This is a genomic window from Streptomyces tailanensis, from assembly GCF_008386495.1.
Lineage (GTDB): Bacteria > Actinomycetota > Actinomycetes > Streptomycetales > Streptomycetaceae > Streptomyces > Streptomyces tailanensis.
Genome location: NZ_VTHJ01000054.1, coordinates 12,818 through 33,243 on the forward strand (window position 1 = coordinate 12,818; position 20,426 = coordinate 33,243).

Sequence of the window (20,426 nt, forward strand, 5' to 3'; positions counted from 1 at the left end):
CGCGACGGGCGTCCGGGAGCGGCCCTGGGACGACCGAAAGTGATGCGGGTGGACGCGAAAGACATGGGTACCGACCTCAAAGAGGTACTCATCACCAAGGAAGAGATCGACGCGAAGCTGGCCGAGCTGGCCGCGAAGATCGACGCGGAGTACGCGGGCAAGGACCTGCTCATCGTCGGAGTCCTCAAGGGCGCCGTGATGGTCATGGCGGACCTCGCCCGGGCGCTGTCCACCCCGGTCACCATGGACTGGATGGCCGTGTCCTCCTACGGCGCGGGCACCCAGTCCTCCGGTGTGGTGCGGATCCTCAAGGACCTCGACACCGACATCAAGGGCAAGCACGTCCTGATCGTCGAGGACATCATCGACTCCGGCCTGACCCTGTCCTGGCTGATCTCCAACCTCGGCTCCCGCGAGCCCGCCTCCCTCAAGGTGTGCACGCTGCTGCGCAAGCCGGACGCCGCGAAGGTCGCCATCGACGTGGAGTGGGTCGGCTTCGACATCCCCAACGAGTTCGTCGTGGGCTACGGCCTCGACTACGCCGAGAAGTACCGCAACCTCCCGTTCGTCGGTACGCTCGCGCCCCACGTCTACGGCGGCTGAAACGCCCTCGTCACGAGGCAGGTGTCGTCCTCGTCACGACGACGGGCCAGTCTTTGTAAGACGCTCGGGAACCCCAGCGGGTTTCGCGCCGTTGGAGCATGCGAGGACGGGTGCACCATCAGTCCCGAGCGGCTCCCATGCGGCTTCGGGTGACAATGCTGGGGTACCGTCCGAAGAACAGTCTTTATCAAACTCACTATGGCAGGAGGGACGGGGCGGCACCGCTCCGTATGGATGGACGTGAAGCGATACTTCCGTGGGCCGGTCATGTGGATCGTGCTGGCCGTCCTTGCCGTGGTCGTGTTGATGCAGGTCGTCGGCTCGTCCGGCGGCTACAAGACGGTGGACACGGGCCAGGTCGTCCAGGCGATCAATGACAACAAGGTCCAAGAGGCCAAGCTGACCACCGGTGAAGAGCAGACCATCAAGGTCCAGCTCAAGGACGGTCAGAAGATCGAGGGCAGCTCGAAGATCCAGGCGAGCTACATCGGCGATCAGGGCGTGACCCTCGCGAACACGCTGCAGGACAAGTTCCAGAACAAGCAGATCCCCGACGGCTACACGGTCTCCCCGACCAAGCAGAACGCTTTCGTCGGCATCCTGCTGTCGCTGCTCCCCTTTGTCCTCATCGTGGTCGTCTTCCTGTTCCTGATGAACCAGATGCAGGGCGGCGGCTCCCGAGTGATGAACTTCGGGAAGTCCAAGGCCAAGCTCATCACCAAGGACACCCCGAAGACGACGTTCTCGGACGTCGCGGGCGCTGATGAGGCCGTCGAGGAGCTCCACGAGATCAAGGAGTTCCTGCAGGAGCCCGCCAAGTTCCAGGCCGTCGGCGCCAAGATCCCCAAGGGTGTGCTGCTCTACGGCCCGCCCGGTACGGGCAAGACGCTGCTCGCACGCGCTGTCGCGGGCGAGGCGGGCGTCCCCTTCTACTCGATCTCCGGTTCCGACTTCGTCGAGATGTTCGTCGGTGTCGGTGCCTCCCGAGTCCGTGACCTGTTCGAGCAGGCCAAGGCGAACGCCCCGGCGATCGTCTTCGTCGACGAGATCGACGCGGTCGGCCGCCACCGCGGCGCCGGCCTCGGCGGTGGTCACGACGAGCGCGAGCAGACCCTGAACCAGCTCCTCGTCGAGATGGACGGCTTCGACGTCAAGGGCGGTGTGATCCTCATCGCCGCGACGAACCGGCCCGACATCCTCGACCCGGCGCTGCTGCGTCCCGGCCGTTTCGACCGGCAGATCGCCGTCGACCGCCCGGACATGCAGGGCCGTCTGGAGATCCTCAAGGTCCACCAGAAGGGCAAGCCGGTCGCGCCCGACGTCGACCTGGGCGCTGTCGCCCGCCGCACCCCCGGTATGACGGGTGCCGATCTGTCCAACGTCCTGAACGAGGCCGCGCTCCTGACGGCCCGCAGCGACAAGAAGCTGATCGACAACCAGATGCTGGACGAGGCGATCGACCGCGTCATCGCGGGCCCGCAGAAGCGGACCCGGATCATGTCGGACAAGGAGAAGAAGATCACCGCGTACCACGAGGGCGGTCACGCCCTGGTCGCGGCGGCTTCCCCGAACTCCGACCCGGTCCACAAGATCACGATTCTGTCCCGTGGTCGCGCTCTCGGCTACACGATGGTCCTGCCGGACGAGGACAAGTACTCGACCACCCGCAACGAGATGCTCGATCAGCTCGGCTACATGCTGGGCGGCCGCGCCGCCGAGGAACTGGTCTTCCACGACCCGACCACCGGCGCCGCGAACGACATCGAGAAGGCCACCAGCCTGGCCCGCGCGATGGTCACCCAGTACGGCATGACCGAGCGTCTCGGCGCCATCAAGTTCGGCGGCGACAACACCGAGCCGTTCCTCGGACGTGAGATGGCCCACCAGCGCGACTACTCGGAAGAGGTCGCCGCGCTGGTCGACGAAGAGGTCAAGAAGCTCATCGAGAACGCGCACAACGAAGCCTGGGAGATCCTGGTCGAGAACCGCGATGTCCTCGACAACCTGGTGCTTCAGCTGCTGGAGAAGGAGACGCTGGGCAAGGAGGAGATCGCCGAGATCTTCGCCCCCATCGTCAAGCGTCCGCCCCGGCCCGCCTGGACCGGCTCCTCCCGCCGCACCCCCTCCACCCGCCCGCCGGTGCTCTCCCCCAGGGAGCTCGCACTGACGAACGGCGCCAACGGCGCGACACCGGCGATCACCGCCAACACCGCCGCCGTCGACGCCGTCCCGGAGGAGCGCCCGGAGAGCTGACGCCCACCCGGTGAGATCCGACCGCCGAGAGCTCCGCTCCCGGACCCCGGCCGCCTCACCAGGCCCGGAATGAATGCCGCGCCCCCCTGGTTTTAGCCTGGGGGGCGCGGCATTGTCGTATGGCCGTATGCGAGACGCGTAACCCGTATGCGTCACAGGCTCAGAAGCGAGGCACCACATGACCGACCCCGTGACGCTGGACGGCGAGGGCACCATCGGCGAATTCGACGAGAAGCGCGCCGAGAACGCCGTACGAGAACTGCTGATCGCGGTCGGAGAGGACCCGGACCGGGAGGGGCTCAGGGAGACGCCGGGGCGGGTGGCTCGTGCGTATCGGGAGCTGCTGGCGGGGATGTGGCAGCAACCCGAGGACGTGCTCACGACGACGTTCGACCTGGGACACGACGAGATGATCCTGGTGAAGGACATCGAAGTCGTTTCCTTCTGCGAACACCATTTGCTGCCTTTCCATGGCGTGGCGCACATCGGATACATCCCGGCCGAGACGGGAAAGATCACGGGGCTGTCGAAACTGGCTCGTCTCGTCGAGGTGTTCGCCCGGCGGCCGCAGGTGCAGGAACGGCTCACTGTGCAGATCGCTGATTCACTTATGCGCATTCTGGAGGCGCGTGGCGCCATCGTCGTCATCGAGGCCGAGCACATGTGCATGTCGGTGCGCGGCGTCCGCAAGCCGGGTGCCAAGACCACGACTTCGGCCGTGCGTGGTCAGCTGCGGGATGCCACGACCCGTGCCGAGGCGATGAGTCTGATACTGGCGCGTTGATCTACGCCGCCCGCGCCGTGCCGCCGTTCGAGTCGTCGTCCTCCGGGAGCTTGCAGACGCGCTCCAGGAAGAAGGCGGCCACTATGACGCCGATGCCGGCGACGACGGAGAAGCCGGCGTAGATGGCCTGGTCGCGGCGGGCCGGGACCTCCAGGTGCTCCAGGAGGAAGGCGCCGACACCGCCGTACATCCCGGCGACGAGGGCGGCGACCAGGGCGCTGGCCTGGCCGAACACGACCGCGCGGGCGGCCATCAAGGGGTCGACGCCCTTGGCGTCCGGCTGGCGCTCCCGCTGGGCCTTGAGCCGGGTGCGGATCGACAGTGCCGTGGCCGTGAGGACGGCGGCGATCAGGGCGAGGACGATGGGCGCGGCCAGCGGGACGCTGGGCAGGGTCCCCACCGAGTTCCACAGCCGGGCTCCCGCCCAGGACAGCACCCCGGCCACGACGAACACCGTGACCATCGTCCTGATGCGCAGCTCTTTCACGATGCCCCTTCGATGAGCCAGGCGGTCCGTACGGGTCTTTCGGGGACGACCCCGACCCGGGGGTGTTTTGAATGTCCCGCACGGCACCCACGGCGCCCGGCACGCTCCCCCACTCTCGGCTTCGCTCGAGCGGGAGGGGCCCCACCGCCGCACCGGCCAAAGGCCCAAGTAGCTCCTCCCCCAGTCTCAACTTCGTTCGACCGGGGGCACCCCCATCGAGGGCCTTCGTCCGGCACGCCGAGGGTACGCACCGGACATCGACGGCACCGCACAGGACATTCAAAACACCCCCTAGACCTTAACGACTACGCGGGCAGTTGAAGTTCCAGGTCGGCGCGGGGCGACACGCCCTCCCGGGTGATGCCGGCGAGGAGCTCCGCCACGGCGCCGCGCCCGGGGAGCTGTGCCTCGGGCTCCACGTCGTACCAGGGGGCGAGGACGAACGCCCGCTCGTGCGCGCGCGGGTGCGGCAGGGTCAGCACCGGGTCGTCGGAGACCACGTCGGCGTACGCCACGATGTCCACGTCGAGCGTGCGCGGCCCCCAGCGCTCGTCCCGGACACGGTGGAAGGCCTCCTCGACTGCCTGGGCCCGCTCCAGGAGGGACGACGGGGGCAGCGTCGTCTTCAGGACGACGACCGCGTTGAAGTACGAAGGCTGGCTGCCCGGCACCACGCCCCACGGCTCGGTCTCGTACACCGGCGAGACCGCCTTGATGCGGAGGCCGGGGGTGTCCTCCAGGGCGTCGATGGCGCCCTGGAGGTTCTCCAGGCGGTTGCCCAGGTTCGAGCCGAGGGAGATCACGGCCCGCCGGGGGTTGTGCAGGGTCGTGTCGGCCTCGTCCACCTTCTGCACGACGGAGGCGGGCACCGGCTGTACGGTCGGGTCGCTCTGACCCTCGGTGAAGAACGCGGTCATACTCGGCTCCGGGTGATGGTGACGGTCACGTCGTCGAAGGGGACCGTGATCGGCGCGTTCGGCTTGTGGACGCTGACCTCGACCTCCTGGACCCCGTCGTGCTTCAGACAGGCCTGGGCGATGCGCTCGGCGAGCGTCTCGATGAGGTTCACCGGCTCGCCCTCGACGATTCCCACGACCTCCTCCGCCACGATCCCGTAGTGCACGGTCTTCGCCAGGTCGTCGTCGGCCGCGGCCGGTCGGGTGTCCAGACCCAGCGTCAGATCCACGACGAAGGTCTGGCCCTCCTCGCGTTCGTGCGGGAACACACCGTGGTACCCGCGGGCCCTCAGGCCGCGCAGCGCGACACGATCCACGCGAATCCTCCTGCAAGTCGTCGGGCAGTGTTCTTCCGGGAACACTCCAAGCTGCGGGAACACCCCAAGCTCTCTCGAATCTACCTGCGGGCACTGACAGCACTCGCCCACCGAAGGCCTGGGCGCGCCCCTGTACAGGCAGGGTTCATCGAGCGTTCTCCCCGGGAAACACGGCAGCTCACGGGTCGGAAGCCGCGTATACCCGCGGTCCCGTGTTCCCAATCACTTCAGGAAGGTGATTCGTCGTCCTCGTCGCCGTCGGATTCGGTCAGTACGGGGGAGGCGTGGTGCGACCAGAGTTTCCAGCCGTCGGCCGTGCGGTGGAACAGGTTCGTGGCGACGACCAGTTGTCCCACGAGCGGCCCCAGCTCGTTGCCGCCGTCCGGTGCCGGGCCGCCGCTGAGGATGTTCTCGGTGCAGGTCACCAGGGCGGTGTCGCCGGTGACCGAGACATGCACGTCGGTCAGGAAGAACTGGATGTACTCGGTGTTCGCCATGATCAGCGCGTACGAGCGCAGCACCTCACCACGGCCGGTGAGCACCGGCCAGCCGGGGTGCACGCAGGAGATCACGCCGGTCTCCGCCGGGTCGTGGTACTCCTTGTCGACGCCCAGGTCGGCGGGGTCCAGCCAGAGCGAGGAGAGCGTCTCGAAGTCGCCCTGTTCCATCGCCTCGTAGAAGGCCGTGTTGGCGAGTTCGACCTGTTCGACGTCGGTGTGGGCCGAGCTCACCGCTCCCGGGCCCCTTCGATCGCGCGGGCGACGCGGACCGCGTCGGCGGTGGCGCGCACCTCGTGCACGCGGACCGCCCAGGCGCCCTGCTGGGCGGCCAGGGCCGATACGGCGGCGGTGGCGGCGTCGCGTTCCCGCGCGGGCGGCGGGGAGCCCTCCGGCCCCGCCAGGACGCGGCCGAGGAACCGCTTGCGGGAGGCCGCGACCAGCAGGGGGTGGCCGAGACCGTGCAGCCGGTCGAGGTGGGCGAGGAGGACGAGATCGTGCTCGGCGTTCTTGGAGAAGCCGAGCCCCGGGTCGACGACGATGCGGTCGGGCGCGACACCGCCCTCGCGAACGGCCTCCACGCGCGCGTGGAGCTCGTCCACGACCTCGCGGACGACGTCGTCGTACACGCCTTTGACGTTGCCGCCCTCCAGGAAGCCGCGCCAGTGCATCACCACGAAGGGGGCGCCGGACGCCGCTACGACGGGGATCATCGCGGGGTCGGCGAGGCCGCCGCTGACGTCGTTGACGAGGGCGGCGCCGGCCGCGAGGGCCTGCTCGGCGACGGAGGCGCGCATGGTGTCCACGGAGACGGTGACGCCCTCGGAGGCCAGGCCCTTCACGACGGGGATGACGCGCTTGAGTTCCTCGCCCTCGTCGACACGGGTGGCGCCGGGACGGGTCGACTCACCGCCGACGTCCACCAGGTCCGCGCCCTCGCCGACCATGTCAAGGCCGTGCTTGACCGCCGCCGTGGTGTCGAACCAGCGCCCGCCGTCCGAGAACGAGTCCGGGGTGACATTGACGACGCCCATGACCGCGCAACGGTCCCACTCGGGCAGCCCAGCCACTTGGCCGCGCCGGTTCTGGTTGCTCATGCGCCAAGCCTAGGCCCCGGTGGTGCGGGGTGTGGCCGCAGCCGGGGGCCGGGCGATACGGCTAGGCCGCGCGTACGCCGTGTTCGCTCATGCCGTGGTCCGTCACCACGTGGGCGCACGGGGCCGGGGATTTCGTGCGGCGGCGCAGGACGCGGGGGAGGGCCAGGTTGACGAAGCCCTCTGCCTGCATGGCGGCGAGGCCGATGCGGGGGAGGTCGCGGGAGGCGGCGTAGACGACGAAGCGGGGTTCCCAGCGGGGGCGGAACTTGGCGTTGAACTTGTACAGGGACTCGATCTGGAACCAGCGGGAGAGGAAGACCAGCAGGCCGCGCCAGGCGCGAAGGACCGGGCCGGCGCCGATCTTCTCGCCGCGGGCCAGGGCGGAGCGGAACATCGCGAAGTTCAGGGAGACCTGCTTGACGCCCAGGCGGGGGGCCGCCTGGAGGGCGGCGACGATGAGGAGTTCGTTCATGCCGGGGTCGGCGGAGCGGTCGCGGCGCATCAGGTCCAGGGAGGCGCCGTCGGGGCCCCAGGGGACGAAGTGGAGTACGGCCTTCAGGTCGCCGTACGGGCCGGGGTTCTCGTCGTCCCACCCGTCTCCCACCACCGCCCTACCTGAGGCGCTTCGCGCCGCCCCTTCGATTCTGTGGGCGGTGGCGATCAGGCAGTCTCCGTCGGCCGGGTCGCCGATGCGGCCGAGCGCCATGGAGAAGCCGCGTTCGGTGTCGGTGCCGCGCCAGTCCTCGGCGGCGCGGCGGATCCGGTCCAGCTCGCCCTCGCCGAGGTCACGGACGCGCCGTACCCGGGTCTCGTAACCGAGCCGCTCGATGCGCTTCACCATCTGACGCACGTTGCGCATCGCGCGCCCGGCGAGGGAGAAATCCGCGACGTCCACCACCGCCTCGTCGCCCAGTTCGAGGGCGTCGAGGCCGGTCTCGCGGGTCCACACCTCGGCGCCCGTCTCCGAGCAGCCCATGACGGCCGGGGTCCAGGAGTGGGCCCTGGCCTCGTCCATGAAGCGTTCGATCGCGCCGGGCCAGGCCTCGACGTCGCCGATCGGGTCGCCACTGGCGAGCATCACACCGGAGACGACGCGGTACGTCACCGCCGCCTTGCCGCTCGGCGAGAACACGACCGCCTTGTCGCGGCGGAGCGCGAAGTGGCCGAGGGAGTCGCGGCCGCCGTGCCTGTCGAGCAGGGCGCGCAGCCGGGCCTCGTCGTCGGCGGTGAGCCGGGCCGCCGGGTGCTCGGGGCGGAAGGCCAGGTAGATGGTGGTGACGGCGGTCAGCAGGCCGAGGGCGCCGAGGGAGAACGCCACCGTCCAGGACGTGTTGCCGGTGTAGCCGACCGGGCCCTCGAAGCCGAACAGGCCGTAGATGACGTGTTCGAGGCGGGCGGCGAGGCTCGGGTCTCCGACCATGTGCCGAGCCTGGGCGCTGACGACGACCAGGCCGAGGACGATCGAACCGGCGCCCATCAGCACGAAGTTGGCGAGCGCCCGCCAGCGGCTGCGTGGGTCGGGCAGGGCGGCGAACTGGTCGCGGTGGCTCAGCAGCGGAATGAGCAGCGCCAGGGAGATGAGGGCGCCGATGAGCGAGTGACGGTAGGTGAACTGGGCGAGCGCCCCGGCCGGGAGCAGCAGGACGGCCGCTCGCCACGCCCGCCGTTTTCGCCGTCGCAGGCCGTGGGCGAGCAGAAGCAGCAGGACGCCCGCGCTCAGCGACAGGGCCGCCGCGAACGGGCCGAGCGCGCCGGGCAGCACCTCGGCCATCGTGTGCATACTGCTGTGCCGGAAGCGGGGGAAGACGCCCGCAGCGACGTCCACGAGCCCGACGAACGCGCAGGCCCGGGCGACCAGCGCGGGCACCGCCTCGGGGCGCGGTCCGCGCAGCGCGCCCCTAAGTGCGCCGCGCACGGCGTCGTTCACGCGCCGGACGGCGCTCGCCGGGAGTCGGCCCGACCGGACCGGAACCCCATCCGACATTTCCCCATCTGTCCTGACAGGCATCGCATCCCGTAGTTCCGCTAGTTCCGCAAGAGAGCTTGGATCCGGTGCCTTTTCCGGCATCCGGCGACATTGCGCCCTCTAGGACGGTGGCTTCGGGACGGAGGTTCACTCTCCATCGGAAAGCTGAACCAAAGGGCAGGGCAAGTCGCGGCAAGAGCGCGGCAAGAGCGGGCAAGGCGCGGCAAGCCGAGGCAAGTCAGGGAAAGAAAGGGCGGCGGGGGACTACCCGATGGGTCTTACGAGCAACAAGGTGCTGGCGTTGGTGGTCCTGTCCGCCGTGCTGCTGTTCATCGGCACGGTATGGCTGTGGCCGCGGCTGGCGCGCAATGGCTGGCGGGCCGTCGTCGGGCGGATCGGCGTGCTGCTGGCCACGCAGGTCGCCGTCTTCGCCGCGGTCGGCCTCTCCGCGAACCAGGCCTTCGGGTTCTACGCCAGCTGGGCCGACCTCCTCGGCGGGGAGAACGGCCAGGGCGTGGTCGTCGACCACGACGGCGCCGACACCGGCGGACCGTTGCGGGTCGTCGACACGCAGCAGGTGAACGTGGCCGGGGGCGCTCGCCCCAAGGTCGGCGGCCAGATCCAGAAGGTGGAGATCGTGGGCCGTACGACACGGATCGCGAGCCCCGCGTACGTGTATCTGCCGCCGGAGTACTTCCAGCCCGAGTACCGCACCCGCACCTTCCCGGCCGCCGTGGTCCTCACCGGCTACCCGGGCACCGCCGAGGCGCTCATCAAGGGCCTGCACTTTCCGCAGACGGCCCACAAGCTGGCCCGCGACGGCAAGGCGCAGCCGATGATCCTGGTCATGCTGCGGCCGACCGTGGCGCCGCCGCGCGACACCGAGTGCGTGGACATCCCGGGCGGGCCGCGGACCGAGTCGTTCTTCGCCGAGGACCTGCCGGATGCCGTGGGGCACCACTACAGGGTGGGCAAGAAGCCCGGGAGTTGGGGCATCATCGGCGACTCGACCGGCGGGTACTGCGCGCTGAAACTCGCCGTCCACCACCCCGGTACGTACGCCGCCGGCGCGGGCCTCTCGCCGTACTACAAGGCGCCGATCGACGCGACGACCGGTGATCTCTTCCAGGGGAACACGAGGCTGAAGAACGAGGCCGACCTGTTCTGGTATCTGAAACACCGGCCGGCGCCCGACACCTCTTTGCTGGTCACCAGCAGCAAGCAGGGGGAGACCAACTACAAGGCCACGCTGAAGTTCATCGAACTGGTGAAGGGGAAGGAGCCGACGCGGATCTCGTCGATCATCCTCGACAGCGGCGGACACAACTTCAACACCTGGCGGCGGGAGATTCCGGCGACGTTGCAGTGGATCAGCGGGCGGCTCGGCGACCGGTGACGACCCGCCGGGGAGGGCTTGGGGGGTGCTCGGGGAGGGCTCGGGGAGGGCTTCTTGAATACGCCGGTGGCGCTTGCGGAATTCGACCGCACCGGAAAGAGGCCGAAGTGGCCAAGGTGTATCTGGATTCGAAGGAGTTGATCCAGTAGAGGAGTCGCCGGTGGGCGCATTGGTGGCGTGGCGGTGAGGGAGTCAGTGAGGGCTTGTGAGAGCTTGGAGGCGGCTGAGTTTTTACGGCTCGGGGCTCCATCATTCGCCTACGCGCGGTAAGTTTCTGGCCATGCCACGTGGACGTCACCGCCATTCTCCGCCTCTGCACAGGCTGCTGCCCCCCACGGCGATCGCAGGCGTCTCGCTCGTCTGCGCCCTCGGGCCCTGGATCTTCTCCGAGCCGCCGGTGCTCCGGGTCAGCGCCGCCGTCGCCGCCGCGACCGCGGCCGTGGGCGCCGCCGTCATGCGCCGCTGGGACGTCGAGGCGGGCAAACGCGTCGCGGACCTCACGCGCGCGCGGGCGAGCGACGAGTGGCGGCACGAGGAGAAGATCGCCGAACTGGAGACCGACCTCGACGAGTCGCGCGAACTGCGCACCAAGCTGGAGCACAAGCTGCGCGCCAAGCGCACCGAACTCGCGAACCTCCGCAACGAGCACGCCGCCCTGCTGCGCCGGTACGCCACCGCCGAGACCGAGCGGGCCAGCGCCCTGGAGGGGCGCCGCCTGCTGGAGATCGAGGCGACGGCCCCCGAGGACGCGCGGGCGTTGCCGGCTGGGCCGGCCCCTACCGCCGCGTCCCAGGCTTCGCCGGTGCCGCCGCAGGGGGTTCCCGTGCAGGGGACGCCGTGGGCGGCGCGGGAGGGTGCGTCGAAGGGTGAGACTGTGGCTGCCTCGGACGACGTGGACGTCGACGCGGAGGTCGAGGTCGAGAAGTCGATCCCTGCGGTGTTCTCTCCGGCCGGTTCCGCGCTGTTCCTGCAGGCGAACTCGGCGTTGGAGCGGATGATCAAGCAGCGGGAGTCGGTGAAGGACTCCGAGGACTCCGAGGGTCCACAGGAGGAGGACGGGGCTGAGGACACCGGCAGCGAGGCCGAGGCTGAGGCTGGAGCCGAGGTTGAGGCCGAGGCCGACGTAGAGGTCGAGTCGGAGGCTGTGGCTGGGGACGAGGAGGACGCGGCCGAGGCCGAGGCCGAGGCCGAGTCCGCTGACCAGCTCGACGAAGAAGCCGACGACGAGTCCGCCGAGGCCCCCGTCAAGGAGCTGTCGTCGAAGGAGGGTTCCGGCAAGGACGGTTCCCCCAAGGGTGACCCGGACGGGCCGACCGGTGGGGGGACCCGGCAGGGACGTTCCGCCGAGGCCGAGGCGGAGCCAGTGCCTGTCGTCACTGCGGAGGCGGATGAACCGGCGGGGATGTCCGAGGAGGTCGACGGGCGTGAGCACGCGGCCGCCGAGCCCGTATCGGCGACGCCCGCACCGGAGGCTCCCGTTCCGGCGCGGTCCGCGGAATCCGCGCTGCCCGCGCTGCCTGACGTGCGGCCGGCCGGTCACTTCACCGTGCCGACCGCGGTGGCCGTCGTTCCGGCCGCGCCGCAGCGGCGGGCGGCCGTCGAGGGCGGATTCGACTTCTTCGGTACGCAGAAGGAGGCGGACGCCTTCGAGGCCGTACAGAACGAGGACCTCGCCGACGTGGTCGGCCAGGAGGCCCTCGCGCTGCACAAGGCCGAGTCCGAGGCGCAGTTCAAGCGGGTCGACGAGGCGTCCCGGGGGATCGGGCAGGTCATCGACCTCACGGCACACGACGAGACGGAACAGATCGACGTACAGGGGCTGCGTACGGCGGCGTCCTGACGTCCCAGCTCCCAGCTGCGGGCAGTCGTGCCGCTGGGGCGATGGGGGCACCTCCCGCTCATGGGGGTCCCTCCCGCTCGAGCGAAGTCGAGAGTGGGGGAGAAGCCGAGAGTGGGGGAGGGTGGGCCCAGGCGGCACCCTGTCAGCGCCGGCAAGCGCGCCCACCCCCGCCCAGCCACAGTGCCGGGCGCCAAAAACACCAAGCCCTACTAGGACATCCACCTGTCCGGCAGGGCCTCCCGGCGCCCAGTGCGGGATCGTTCCGCCTGGGCGCGCAGCAGGTCCGCCGCTTCCGTGGCGTCGCGCAGGCGGGCCGTCACCGTCTTGTTGGCGCCGGTGTCGACATGGACGTCGGCGACGCCCTTGAACCGCTCCCAGGGACCCTGCGCCAGCCGTACGCTCTGGACCTTGGCGTGCGGTACGAGGTCGAGCCGGCGCCGCAGCAGCCCGTGCCGGGCGGCGAACACGGTGTCGGTGACGGTGAGTCCGTAGCCCTGCCACCAGAGCGGCACGCACCAGCGGGCCCGCCGCGGCGGCCGTATCAGCGCCGTTCTGTCCGGCACGGTCACGCCCGGCAGCACCCGCGCGATCACCGACTCGGCGACCTCGCGCGGCGCGACCGGTACGAGCAGGGAGTTCGAGGAACCGGCCACGTCCAGCTCGACCCGTACCCATCCGCGCCGCCGCCACAGCAGCGGCTCGATGATCCGTACGGTCTGCACGCGCCCGGGCGGCACCGTCTCGTGCGCCCGGTCGAGGAGGCCGTGGTCGATGCGGAGGCCGTCGGGGGACTCGCCCACCGTCCAGTCGTACTCCCCGACGAACCGACCCACTGTGCTCGCACCGGCCGCTCCGAGCAGCGGCAGGGCGGTCGCGAGGACGGTCCACACACTCTCTGTGGCCATCCACAGCACGGAGGGGACGACGATCGCGGCCACCAGGGTTGCCCAGGTGCCGCCGGTGAGTACGAGCGAGACGGCCAGTACGCCCGTCGGGACCTTCAGAAGCTGCCGTACCGGGGCCTCGCCGACCTCGTGCGCGGTCTCGGGGGCGAAACCGGCCGCGCGGGCGAGGAGTTCGGCCCGTAGGGCGCGGGCCTGGGCCTCGCCGAGGAATGCCAGTTCGTCCTTGCTGTCGGTGCCGACGACGTCGAGTTTGAGTTTGGCGACGCCCGCGATCCGGGCCAGCAGCGGCCGGGTGACGTCGATGGCCTGGATCCGTTCGAGGCGGATGTGCGCGGTGCGGCGGAACACCAGGCCGGTACGGATGCGCAGTTCGCTGTCGGTCACCGCGAAGTGGGTGAACCACCAGGTGAGGAAGCCGTACAGGGCGGCCGCCGGGACGACCACCGCGATCGCGAGGAGCAGTGTGGTCGTGGTCAGCCGGGTGAGCTGCCGCTGGGCCCCGTCCGGGTCGTGCACGGCCCAGCCGATGACCACGGCGATGGGCGCCCAGGCCCGCCGCAGCGGCGTCACGGGGTGCAGCCGGTGCTCGACGACCGGTTTCGGGTCGCGGACCGGGGATTCGGTGCCGGGCTCGGTGCCGGGAGCGGTGCTCACAGCCCCGCCGATCGGGCCTCGCCCAACTCGGTGAGCCGGTCGCGCAGCCGTTCCGCCTCCGCCGGGTCGAGCCCGGGGATACGGGCGTCGGTGGCGGCCGCGGCCGTGCGCAGCTGCACGCTCGCCAGCCCGAAGTGCCGCTCGACCGGGCCGGACGTCACCTCGACCAGCTGCATGCGCCCGTACGGCACGACGGTCTCCTCACGCCACAGTACGCCCCGGCTGATCAGCAGGTCGTCCGCCCGCTCGGCGTACCGCCACGAGCGCCAGTTGCGGCCCAGCATCGGCCAGCCCCACAGCAGCAGGCCCAGCGGCAGCAGGGCGAAGGCCGCCCAGACCGGGCCGGCCAGCCAGCCCAGCAGCACGGCCGTACCTATGGTGATTCCCCCCAGCCACACCACCAGCAACAACCGCCTCATCCGCAACAGCCCGGGCGGCAGCCCGATCCAGACGGGCTCGACGTTCGTACGGTCAATGCCGACTTCGTCCGTACGCTCCGTGCCGTCGTCGTCCGCGCGCCCCGCGTCGTCTTCCAAGGTCCCCGTCTCCATTCCGCCAGCGTACGTAGGACAGACTGTGTTCATGACTCCCCCGACGGAGACCAGAGAGACGACGGTCGGTATCGGCGGTGCCGCCGAGAGCACGGACATGGTGCTCAACATCGGACCGCAGCATCCGTCCACGCACGGGGTGCTGCGGCTGCGGCTCGTCCTCGACGGCGAGCGGATCAGGCACGCCGAGCCGGTCATCGGCTATATGCACCGGGGCGCGGAGAAGCTCTTCGAGGCGCGCGACTACCGCCAGATCATCATGCTCGCCAACCGCCACGACTGGCTCTCCGCCTTCTCCAACGAGCTGGGCGTCGTCCTCGGCGTCGAACGCATGCTCGGTATGGAGGTTCCTGAGCGCGCGGTGTGGATGCGCACGCTGCTCGCCGAGCTGAACCGGGTCCTGAACCATCTGATGTTCCTCGGCTCCTACCCGCTGGAGCTCGGCGGCATCACCCCGGTCTTCTACGCGTTCCGGGAGCGCGAGGAGCTCCAGAACGTCATGGAGGAGATCTCCGGCGGGCGCATGCACTACATGTTCAACCGGGTCGGGGGCCTCAAGGAGGACCTCCCGGCGGGCTGGACCGCACGCGCGCGTGCCGCCGTCGCGGACGTCCGCTCCCGGATGGACGTCTTCGACAACCTGGTCCTCGGCAACGAGATCTTCCGCGGCCGTACGCGGGACGTGGGCGTCCTCGCCCCGGAGACCGTGCACGCGTACGGGGTGAGCGGCCCGATCGCCCGCGCCTCCGGCGTCGACTTCGACCTGCGGCGCGACGAGCCGTACCTGGCGTACGGGGAGCTCCAGGACGTCCTGAAGGTCGTCACCCGGAGCGAGGGCGACTGCCTCGCCCGTTTCGAGTGCCTCCTGGAGCAGACCCACAACTCCCTCGCCCTAGCCGACGCCTGCCTCGACCGCCTCGCGGAACTTCCGCCCGGCCCCATCAACCAGCGCCTCCCCAAGGTCCTCAAGGCCCCCGAGGGACACACCTACGCCTGGACCGAGAACCCCCTCGGCATCAACGGCTACTACCTCGTCAGCAAGGGCGAGAAGACTCCGTACCGCCTGAAGCTCCGCTCGGCCTCGTACAACAACATCCAGGCCCTCGTCGAACTGCTGCCGGGGACGCTGGTGGCCGACATGGTGGCGATTCTGGGGTCGCTGTTCTTCGTGGTAGGGGACATCGACAAGTAGGGCGTCACTCGGCGAGCGGGTTCGGAACTCCGACCGGCTCCACCAGCCACCCGAAGTCGCCCAGTCCGCCCGGCGCGGTGAGCTCGGCGGCCTCTCCGGCGCCCGTCAGGGCCCGTACGTACGCGGTCGGGTCGGTGGTGGCGAGGGACAGCGGGGGACGGCCTCCGGTGACCCCCAGTGCGCGCAGTGCGTCCCGCTGGGGCAGCAGCCGCGCTCCCGGCAGCGCGCACGCGTCCAGCGCCACATGCGCGGTGATGTCGCACGACCCGTCCGGCACGGGCGCGGTCTCCCGCCCTTCCCGGAACCCCGTGAGCGTCCCGAAGGGCGGCCGGGCCCCCGCGAGGTGCGCGTAGTCGACGGCGACGGCGAGCCCTCGCTCGACACTCGCCACGGCACCGGCCCACGCCAGGTCCCTGGGCAGCCCGACCTCGGCCCGCAGCCCCTCCTCCGCGCCCAGCGGCCACCACCGCTCCAGCCACTGCGCCGCCTCCCCACCGACAGCCTCCCCGAGCCGCTCACTCCCGTCCGGCCGTACGAGAACCAGCCGCGCCACCCCCGCCGCGTCCACCTCGACGACGTCCACGGGCACGTTGTCCAGCCACTCGTTGGCGAACAGCATCCCGGTGAACCCCTTCGGAGGCTCGGCCAGCCACTCGACGCGGTGGTCGAGGCCGGAGGGACGGTCCGCGATATCAACGGCGTACGCGCGCGTGCGGGCAGCCACGTCAGAGGGGAGCGCGGCCAGAACCCCGCTCACGAGCTCACCCCGCCCGGCGCCCATGTCCACGAACCCCAGCTCGCCGGGCCGCCCCAACGCCCCGTCGACCCGGCACAGCAACCGCGCCACGGCGGAGGCGAACAGCGAGGACGCATGCACGGAGGTCCGAAAGTGCCCGGCGGGCCCTTCGGGACGCAGATAGAACCCACTGGGCCCATACAGCGCCTCCTCGACTGCCGTGCGCCAAGGCCGCGCCCCATCAGGGGCGCGGGGCTGTGACATATGCGGCTCCGCCGCGTGGGCGCGATCAGCCCCATCCGACCCGCAGCCGCGAGACAACACACCCTCCCGAGCTCGTAGGCGATCCGTCACCGCCCCAGGCTAGGCGCCTCCACCTTGGGGAGTACGTGGCCCGCTCACGGATCGACCCTCCGGTTGACCCCGGCACACCAGCCGCTTCCCTACGCTGGGTTACGTGCAGCGCCTCTATGACTTCCTCCGCCGGCACCCGACATGGGTCGACAGCTTCTGGGCTGTCGTCCTGCTCGGGATGACCCTGGTGGTCGGAACGATCGACCCGGACTACGCGACGAAGGTGAGCGAGACCGCGTTCGTCGCGATCACGCTCGCGCTCTGCCTGTCGATCGCCCTGCGGCGCCGCATGCCCGAGAAGATGCTGATGCTCGCCGCCGCCGCGGGCATCGCGCAGCTGATCTTCGACGTGCCGAGAATCCCGGCCGACTTCGCGATGCTGGTGGTCATCTACACGGTCGCGGCGAACGGCGCCCGCTGGGCCTCCTGGTTTGCCCTGGGCGGCGGCCTCTGCGCGGCGTCGCTGGCGCAGGTGCGTTGGTACGAGGACGAGACGAGCACCCTGGGCAACGCGGTGCTCGCGGTGGTCCTGACCGTGCCGTTCGCGCTGGCCTGGGTGCTCGGCGACTCCCTGCGCACCCGCCGCGCGTACTTCGCCCAGCTGGAGGAGCGCGCGGCCCGTCTGGAGAGGGAGCGTGAGGCGCAGGCCAAGGTAGCGGTCGCCGCCGAGCGCGCCCGGATCGCCCGTGAGCTGCACGACGTCGTCGCGCACAACGTCTCGGTGATGGTCGTCCAGGCCGACGGTGCCGCGTACGTCCTCGACGCCGCCCCCGACCAGGCGAAGAAGGCCCTGGAGACCATCTCCTCCACCGGCCGCCAGGCCCTCGCCGAGATGCGCCGCCTGCTCGGCGTGCTGCGCACCGGCGAGCACCAGGAGGTCGGCGAGTACGTTCCGCAGCCCGACGTCGAGCAGATCGACGACCTCGTCGAGCAGTGCCGCACCGCCGGCCTCCCCGTCGACTTCAAGATCGAGGGCACCCCGCGCCCGCTGCCCAGCGGTGTGGAGCTGACGGCGTACCGCATCGTCCAGGAAGCCCTCACCAACACCCGCAAGCACGGCGGCCCGAACGTGGGTGCGAGCGTCCGGCTGGTCTACTTCGACGACGGCCTCGGCCTGCTCGTCGAGGACGACGGCAAGGGCGCGCCCCACGAGCTGTACGAGGAGGGTGGCGCCGACGGTCAGGGCCACGGACTCATCGGGATGCGCGAGCGCGTCGGTATGGTCGGCGGCACGCTGGACGCGGGCCCCCGCCCCGGCGGTGGCTTCCGGATCAGCGCCCTGTTGCCCTTGAAGCCCGCACACTGACACGGGCATGTCACTCATTGACACCTGTAACGGACTGTAACGGACACGGAAGAGGACCCGATGGCGATCCGCGTGATGCTCGTCGACGACCAGGTGCTGCTGCGCACCGGGTTCCGGATGGTGCTGGCGGCCCAGCCGGACATGGAGGTCGTGGCGGAGGCGGGCGACGGCGTCGAGGCGCTCCAGGTGGTGCGGTCGACCGAGGTGGACGTGGTCCTCATGGACGTCCGTATGCCGAAGCTGGACGGCGTCGAGGCCACCCGCCGCATCTGCGCGGAGCCGAACCCGCCGAAGGTGCTCATCCTGACCACCTTCGACCTCGACGAGTACGCCTTCTCCGGGCTGAAGGCCGGCGCCTCCGGCTTCATGCTCAAGGACGTGCCGCCCGGCGAACTGCTGGCCGCGATCCGTTCCGTGCACAGCGGCGACGCCGTCGTCGCGCCCTCCACCACGCGGCGTCTGCTCGACCGGTTCGCCCCGATGCTGCCGGGCACCGGCACGCAACCCCAGCACATAGAGCTGAAGCGGCTCACCGAACGCGAACGCGAGGTCATGATCCTCGTCGCCCAGGGCCTCTCCAACGGCGAGATCGCCGCCCGCCTCGTCCTCTCCGAGGCCACGGTCAAGACCCACGTCGGCCGCATCCTCACCAAGCTGGGCCTGCGCGACCGCGTCCAGGTCGTCGTGCTGGCGTACGAGACGGGGCTGGTACGGGCCGGGGGACAGAACTGAACACGTCCAACAGAACTGAACACGTCCATGTGACCCGCGCGTGACCCCCGCCCACTAGGGTGCGCGCATGCTCCTGTGGATCAACGGCCCCTTCGGGGCGGCGATCCATCAAGAAACTGTCGGCCTACGAGATCCAGCGGCGGCTGCCCGGCAGCGTCGTCTGCGATCCCGAGCACCCCGGCTTCGGCCTGCGCCGCATGCTCCCGCCCGAACTGCGCGCCGCCCGCGGCCGGAGGCCGCTAATGGACAACGCCAGGATCTGGCCGCTTGGCGGCAGGGCGTGGTCGAGGTCCTGGACCTCGACCTCACCAAGCACGACGGCGTGGTGATCGCCCCCATGACGGTCACCAACCCCGTCTACTTCGCGGAGACCGTCGGCCGCCTGGGCGAACTCGGCCACGACAGAACGCCATGCTCCGCAGGGAGAGTTGGGTGGTGGAACGGCTCGACCACTGCCTGGAGCGGTTGCGGGAGCCGGAGTTCGCCGAGCATCTGTGGACCGACGACTCGACCGTCCCGAAGGCGGCGGACCGCATCGCCGTCCTGTCCGGCCTGCGGCTCAGACCGAACAACGAGGGCGCGCTGCGCACCCGGCTGCGCCAGGCCCGGGTCGGCGTGAAGCACATCCGCTTCGACTGACCCCGGGGTTCATCTGAGCACCCCTTCCAGAAAGTCGCTCCCCAGCCGAGCCACCACCGTCACGTCCAGCTGATGCAGCACGTACCGCCCGCGGCGGCGCGTCGTCAGCAGCCCCGCCTTCTTCAGCACAGTCAGGTGCCGGGATATCTCCGGCGGTGTCATGCCGAGCATCTGGGCCAACTCGCCCGTGGTGTAGGCGCTGCGGGCCAGGTTGCGGCACAGGCGCATCCGGACCGGGTGGGACAGCGCGGTCATGCGCAGGGCGAGCTGCTCGACCGAGGGCGGGGCGGCGGGCTCGGCGGTGCTCACGGGGTACTGGATCACCGGCTGCCAGCCGAACCGGAACAGGACGGTGAGGTGGGGCCGGCCGAGACTGGTCGGGACGAGCAGGAGACCGCCGTCGGCCGTGGCAGTACGGCTCTCGACCAGCTTGTCCACGATGATCCGCCCCGCCGCGCCCTCGACGCCGTCCAGGGTGATCGAGGGCGAGACCGCGGTCAGCGCCTCGGCCAGGCCTTTGTGCCGCAGCAACTCGGTCTTGTGGCGGGCGTCCGCCGCGAGGGGGTGGTGCAGCCGGGACCAGGTCTCGGCGAAGAAAGCCTCGTCGCAGTCCTCCAGGAACTGCCGCAGCCAGGCCCGCACACCGGGTGGGTCCGCCAGCAGCCGCCGGGCGAACCGTAGTTGTCGTGGCCCGCGCGCGGCGGCCAGCTCCAGAACCAGCCCGCGCCTCTCGGGGTCGGACAGCACGCTGCGCGCTTGCGAGTCGTACCCCGGCGTGCAGACGAACTCCATCCCGGCGTCGACGAACTGCTCGTCCGTCAACTTGTCCAGCAGATCCAGGTCGTCGGCGAGCGTCTCGCCCGGGAGGGTCTCCCGGCCCGGGATCCCGGCGAACGGCATGAACAGGTCCGAGAACGTCGTACGCCACAGGAAGTCCGCCTCGCACATCCGGTCGGCGAGGTGCGCGTCGAGCCGGGCGGTCACCCCCGTCACCCAGCCCTGCGGCCCCGGATGGTGCCCCGGCTCGGCCAGCACATGCAGCGCCATGCCGAGCTCGGCCAGGGGCGAGGGCACGACGGCCACCCTCTCCCGCCGCAGCCCGGTGATGTCGATGCGCACACTCATGCCCTCATGGTGCACCCGACCACTGACAACGCCCCC

General features: G+C 70.4%; 18 protein-coding genes and 1 pseudogene. 9 read left to right on the forward strand and 10 right to left on the reverse strand.

From position 1 onward, the window contains the following. Positions 1-42 precede the first annotated feature (42 nt). The 3 genes from hpt (at position 43) to folE (ending at position 3,640) form a co-directional block, all read left to right on the forward strand. Entirely contained in the window at positions 43-603 is a 561-nt protein-coding gene (gene hpt / locus F3T56_RS34195; protein ID WP_149829228.1) for a hypoxanthine phosphoribosyltransferase, read from the forward strand. Between the two features lie 234 nt (positions 604-837). Then, positions 838-2,856, forward strand: coding sequence for an ATP-dependent zinc metalloprotease FtsH (gene ftsH / locus F3T56_RS34200; RefSeq protein ID WP_149829274.1), 2,019 nt, complete (start codon positions 838-840; stop codon positions 2,854-2,856). Between the two features lie 178 nt (positions 2,857-3,034). Continuing rightward, the gene (gene folE / locus F3T56_RS34210; protein ID WP_149829229.1) at positions 3,035-3,640 is read left to right on the forward strand and encodes a GTP cyclohydrolase I FolE; all 606 of its coding nucleotides are present in this window, start codon (positions 3,035-3,037) and stop codon (positions 3,638-3,640) included. A 1-nt stretch (position 3,641) separates the two neighbouring features. Here folE and F3T56_RS34215 read toward each other — a convergent pair whose 3' ends face one another. The 6 genes from F3T56_RS34215 to F3T56_RS34240 form a co-directional block, all read right to left on the reverse strand. Continuing rightward, entirely contained in the window at positions 3,642-4,127 is a 486-nt protein-coding gene (locus F3T56_RS34215) for a DUF3180 domain-containing protein (RefSeq protein ID WP_149829230.1), read from the reverse strand. Between the two features lie 305 nt (positions 4,128-4,432). Beyond that, positions 4,433-5,044: a 2-amino-4-hydroxy-6-hydroxymethyldihydropteridine diphosphokinase gene (folK, locus tag F3T56_RS34220; RefSeq protein ID WP_149829231.1), complete on the reverse strand. Its 612-nt coding sequence runs from the start codon at positions 5,042-5,044 to the stop codon at positions 4,433-4,435. After that, a complete protein-coding gene (gene folB / locus F3T56_RS34225) occupies positions 5,041-5,400 on the reverse strand; it encodes a dihydroneopterin aldolase (protein WP_149829232.1) in 360 nt (119 codons plus the stop codon). The genes folK and folB overlap by 4 nt, the downstream gene beginning before the upstream one ends. A gap of 227 nt (positions 5,401-5,627) precedes the next feature. Next, positions 5,628-6,131 (reverse strand): nuclear transport factor 2 family protein, encoded by a 504-nt coding sequence (locus F3T56_RS34230; RefSeq protein ID WP_149829233.1) that lies wholly within the window; start codon positions 6,129-6,131, stop codon positions 5,628-5,630. Then, on the reverse strand, positions 6,128-6,994 hold the full coding sequence (gene folP / locus F3T56_RS34235; protein ID WP_149829234.1) for a dihydropteroate synthase: 867 nt from the start codon (positions 6,992-6,994) through the stop codon (positions 6,128-6,130). Before folP ends, F3T56_RS34230 begins: the two co-directional genes overlap by 4 nt. Before the next feature lie 61 nt (positions 6,995-7,055). Beyond that, complete coding sequence (locus F3T56_RS34240) at positions 7,056-8,978, reverse strand: phosphatidylglycerol lysyltransferase domain-containing protein (RefSeq protein ID WP_172639274.1); 1,923 nt, start codon at positions 8,976-8,978, stop codon at positions 7,056-7,058. A gap of 253 nt (positions 8,979-9,231) precedes the next feature. On the opposite strand from F3T56_RS34240, the gene F3T56_RS34245 reads away from it, so the two are divergent. Next, positions 9,232-10,356 (forward strand): alpha/beta hydrolase, encoded by a 1,125-nt coding sequence (locus tag F3T56_RS34245; RefSeq protein ID WP_149829236.1) that lies wholly within the window; start codon positions 9,232-9,234, stop codon positions 10,354-10,356. A gap of 280 nt (positions 10,357-10,636) precedes the next feature. Continuing rightward, entirely contained in the window at positions 10,637-12,196 is a 1,560-nt protein-coding gene (locus F3T56_RS34250; RefSeq protein ID WP_246204190.1) for a coiled-coil domain-containing protein, read from the forward strand. Between the two features lie 209 nt (positions 12,197-12,405). On the opposite strand, the gene F3T56_RS34255 is transcribed toward F3T56_RS34250, so the two are convergent. Together F3T56_RS34255 and F3T56_RS34260 are read right to left on the reverse strand one after the other, a co-directional pair. Next, positions 12,406-13,755, reverse strand: a complete 1,350-nt coding sequence (locus F3T56_RS34255; protein ID WP_149829237.1) for a PH domain-containing protein — start codon at positions 13,753-13,755, stop codon at positions 12,406-12,408. Further along, positions 13,752-14,306, reverse strand: coding sequence for a PH domain-containing protein (locus tag F3T56_RS34260; protein ID WP_246204192.1), 555 nt, complete (start codon positions 14,304-14,306; stop codon positions 13,752-13,754). The genes F3T56_RS34255 and F3T56_RS34260 overlap by 4 nt, the downstream gene beginning before the upstream one ends. Positions 14,307-14,337: 31 nt before the next feature. Here F3T56_RS34260 and F3T56_RS34265 point away from each other — a divergent pair, with 31 nt between their 5' ends. Beyond that, positions 14,338-15,498 (forward strand): NADH-quinone oxidoreductase subunit D, encoded by a 1,161-nt coding sequence (locus F3T56_RS34265; RefSeq protein WP_149829238.1) that lies wholly within the window; start codon positions 14,338-14,340, stop codon positions 15,496-15,498. Positions 15,499-15,502: 4 nt separating this feature from the next. Here F3T56_RS34265 and F3T56_RS34270 read toward each other — a convergent pair whose 3' ends face one another. Next, a complete protein-coding gene (locus F3T56_RS34270) occupies positions 15,503-16,498 on the reverse strand; it encodes an SAM-dependent methyltransferase (protein ID WP_149829239.1) in 996 nt (331 codons plus the stop codon). A gap of 193 nt (positions 16,499-16,691) precedes the next feature. Here F3T56_RS34270 and F3T56_RS34280 point away from each other — a divergent pair, with 193 nt between their 5' ends. From F3T56_RS34280 to F3T56_RS34290, 3 genes and pseudogenes are all read left to right on the forward strand, one after another. After that, the gene (locus tag F3T56_RS34280) at positions 16,692-17,894 is read left to right on the forward strand and encodes a sensor histidine kinase (protein ID WP_149829241.1); all 1,203 of its coding nucleotides are present in this window, start codon (positions 16,692-16,694) and stop codon (positions 17,892-17,894) included. A gap of 60 nt (positions 17,895-17,954) precedes the next feature. Then, complete coding sequence (locus F3T56_RS34285; RefSeq protein ID WP_149829242.1) at positions 17,955-18,626, forward strand: response regulator transcription factor; 672 nt, start codon at positions 17,955-17,957, stop codon at positions 18,624-18,626. Positions 18,627-18,693: 67 nt separating this feature from the next. Next, positions 18,694-19,265 (forward strand): annotated as a pseudogene (locus tag F3T56_RS34290) (ATP-binding protein). 9 nt (positions 19,266-19,274) lie between these two features. Here F3T56_RS34290 and F3T56_RS34295 read toward each other — a convergent pair. After that, the gene (locus F3T56_RS34295; protein WP_149829243.1) at positions 19,275-20,390 is read right to left on the reverse strand and encodes a DUF5937 family protein; all 1,116 of its coding nucleotides are present in this window, start codon (positions 20,388-20,390) and stop codon (positions 19,275-19,277) included. Positions 20,391-20,426: the final 36 nt, after the last annotated feature.

Bases quoted from the DNA above. Each gene is read 5' to 3' on its own strand.
- F3T56_RS34240 (WP_172639274.1), bottom strand. From the start codon at position 8,978: ATGTCGGATGGGGTTCCGGTCCGGTCGGGCCGACTCCCGGCGAGCGCC.
- F3T56_RS34270 (WP_149829239.1), bottom strand. From the start codon at position 16,498: ATGTCACAGCCCCGCGCCCCTGATGGGGCGCGGCCTTGGCGCACGGCA.
- folP (WP_149829234.1), bottom strand. From the start codon at position 6,994: ATGAGCAACCAGAACCGGCGCGGCCAAGTGGCTGGGCTGCCCGAGTGG.
- F3T56_RS34245 (WP_149829236.1), top strand. From the start codon at position 9,232: ATGGGTCTTACGAGCAACAAGGTGCTGGCGTTGGTGGTCCTGTCCGCC.
- F3T56_RS34295 (WP_149829243.1), bottom strand. From the start codon at position 20,390: ATGAGTGTGCGCATCGACATCACCGGGCTGCGGCGGGAGAGGGTGGCC.
- F3T56_RS34265 (WP_149829238.1), top strand. From the start codon at position 14,338: ATGACTCCCCCGACGGAGACCAGAGAGACGACGGTCGGTATCGGCGGT.
- folE (WP_149829229.1), top strand. From the start codon at position 3,035: ATGACCGACCCCGTGACGCTGGACGGCGAGGGCACCATCGGCGAATTC.
- folK (WP_149829231.1), bottom strand. From the start codon at position 5,044: ATGACCGCGTTCTTCACCGAGGGTCAGAGCGACCCGACCGTACAGCCG.
- F3T56_RS34250 (WP_246204190.1), top strand. From the start codon at position 10,637: ATGCCACGTGGACGTCACCGCCATTCTCCGCCTCTGCACAGGCTGCTG.
- hpt (WP_149829228.1), top strand. From the start codon at position 43: ATGCGGGTGGACGCGAAAGACATGGGTACCGACCTCAAAGAGGTACTC.
- ftsH (WP_149829274.1), top strand. From the start codon at position 838: ATGGACGTGAAGCGATACTTCCGTGGGCCGGTCATGTGGATCGTGCTG.
- F3T56_RS34285 (WP_149829242.1), top strand. From the start codon at position 17,955: ATGGCGATCCGCGTGATGCTCGTCGACGACCAGGTGCTGCTGCGCACC.
- F3T56_RS34260 (WP_246204192.1), bottom strand. From the start codon at position 14,306: ATGGAGACGGGGACCTTGGAAGACGACGCGGGGCGCGCGGACGACGAC.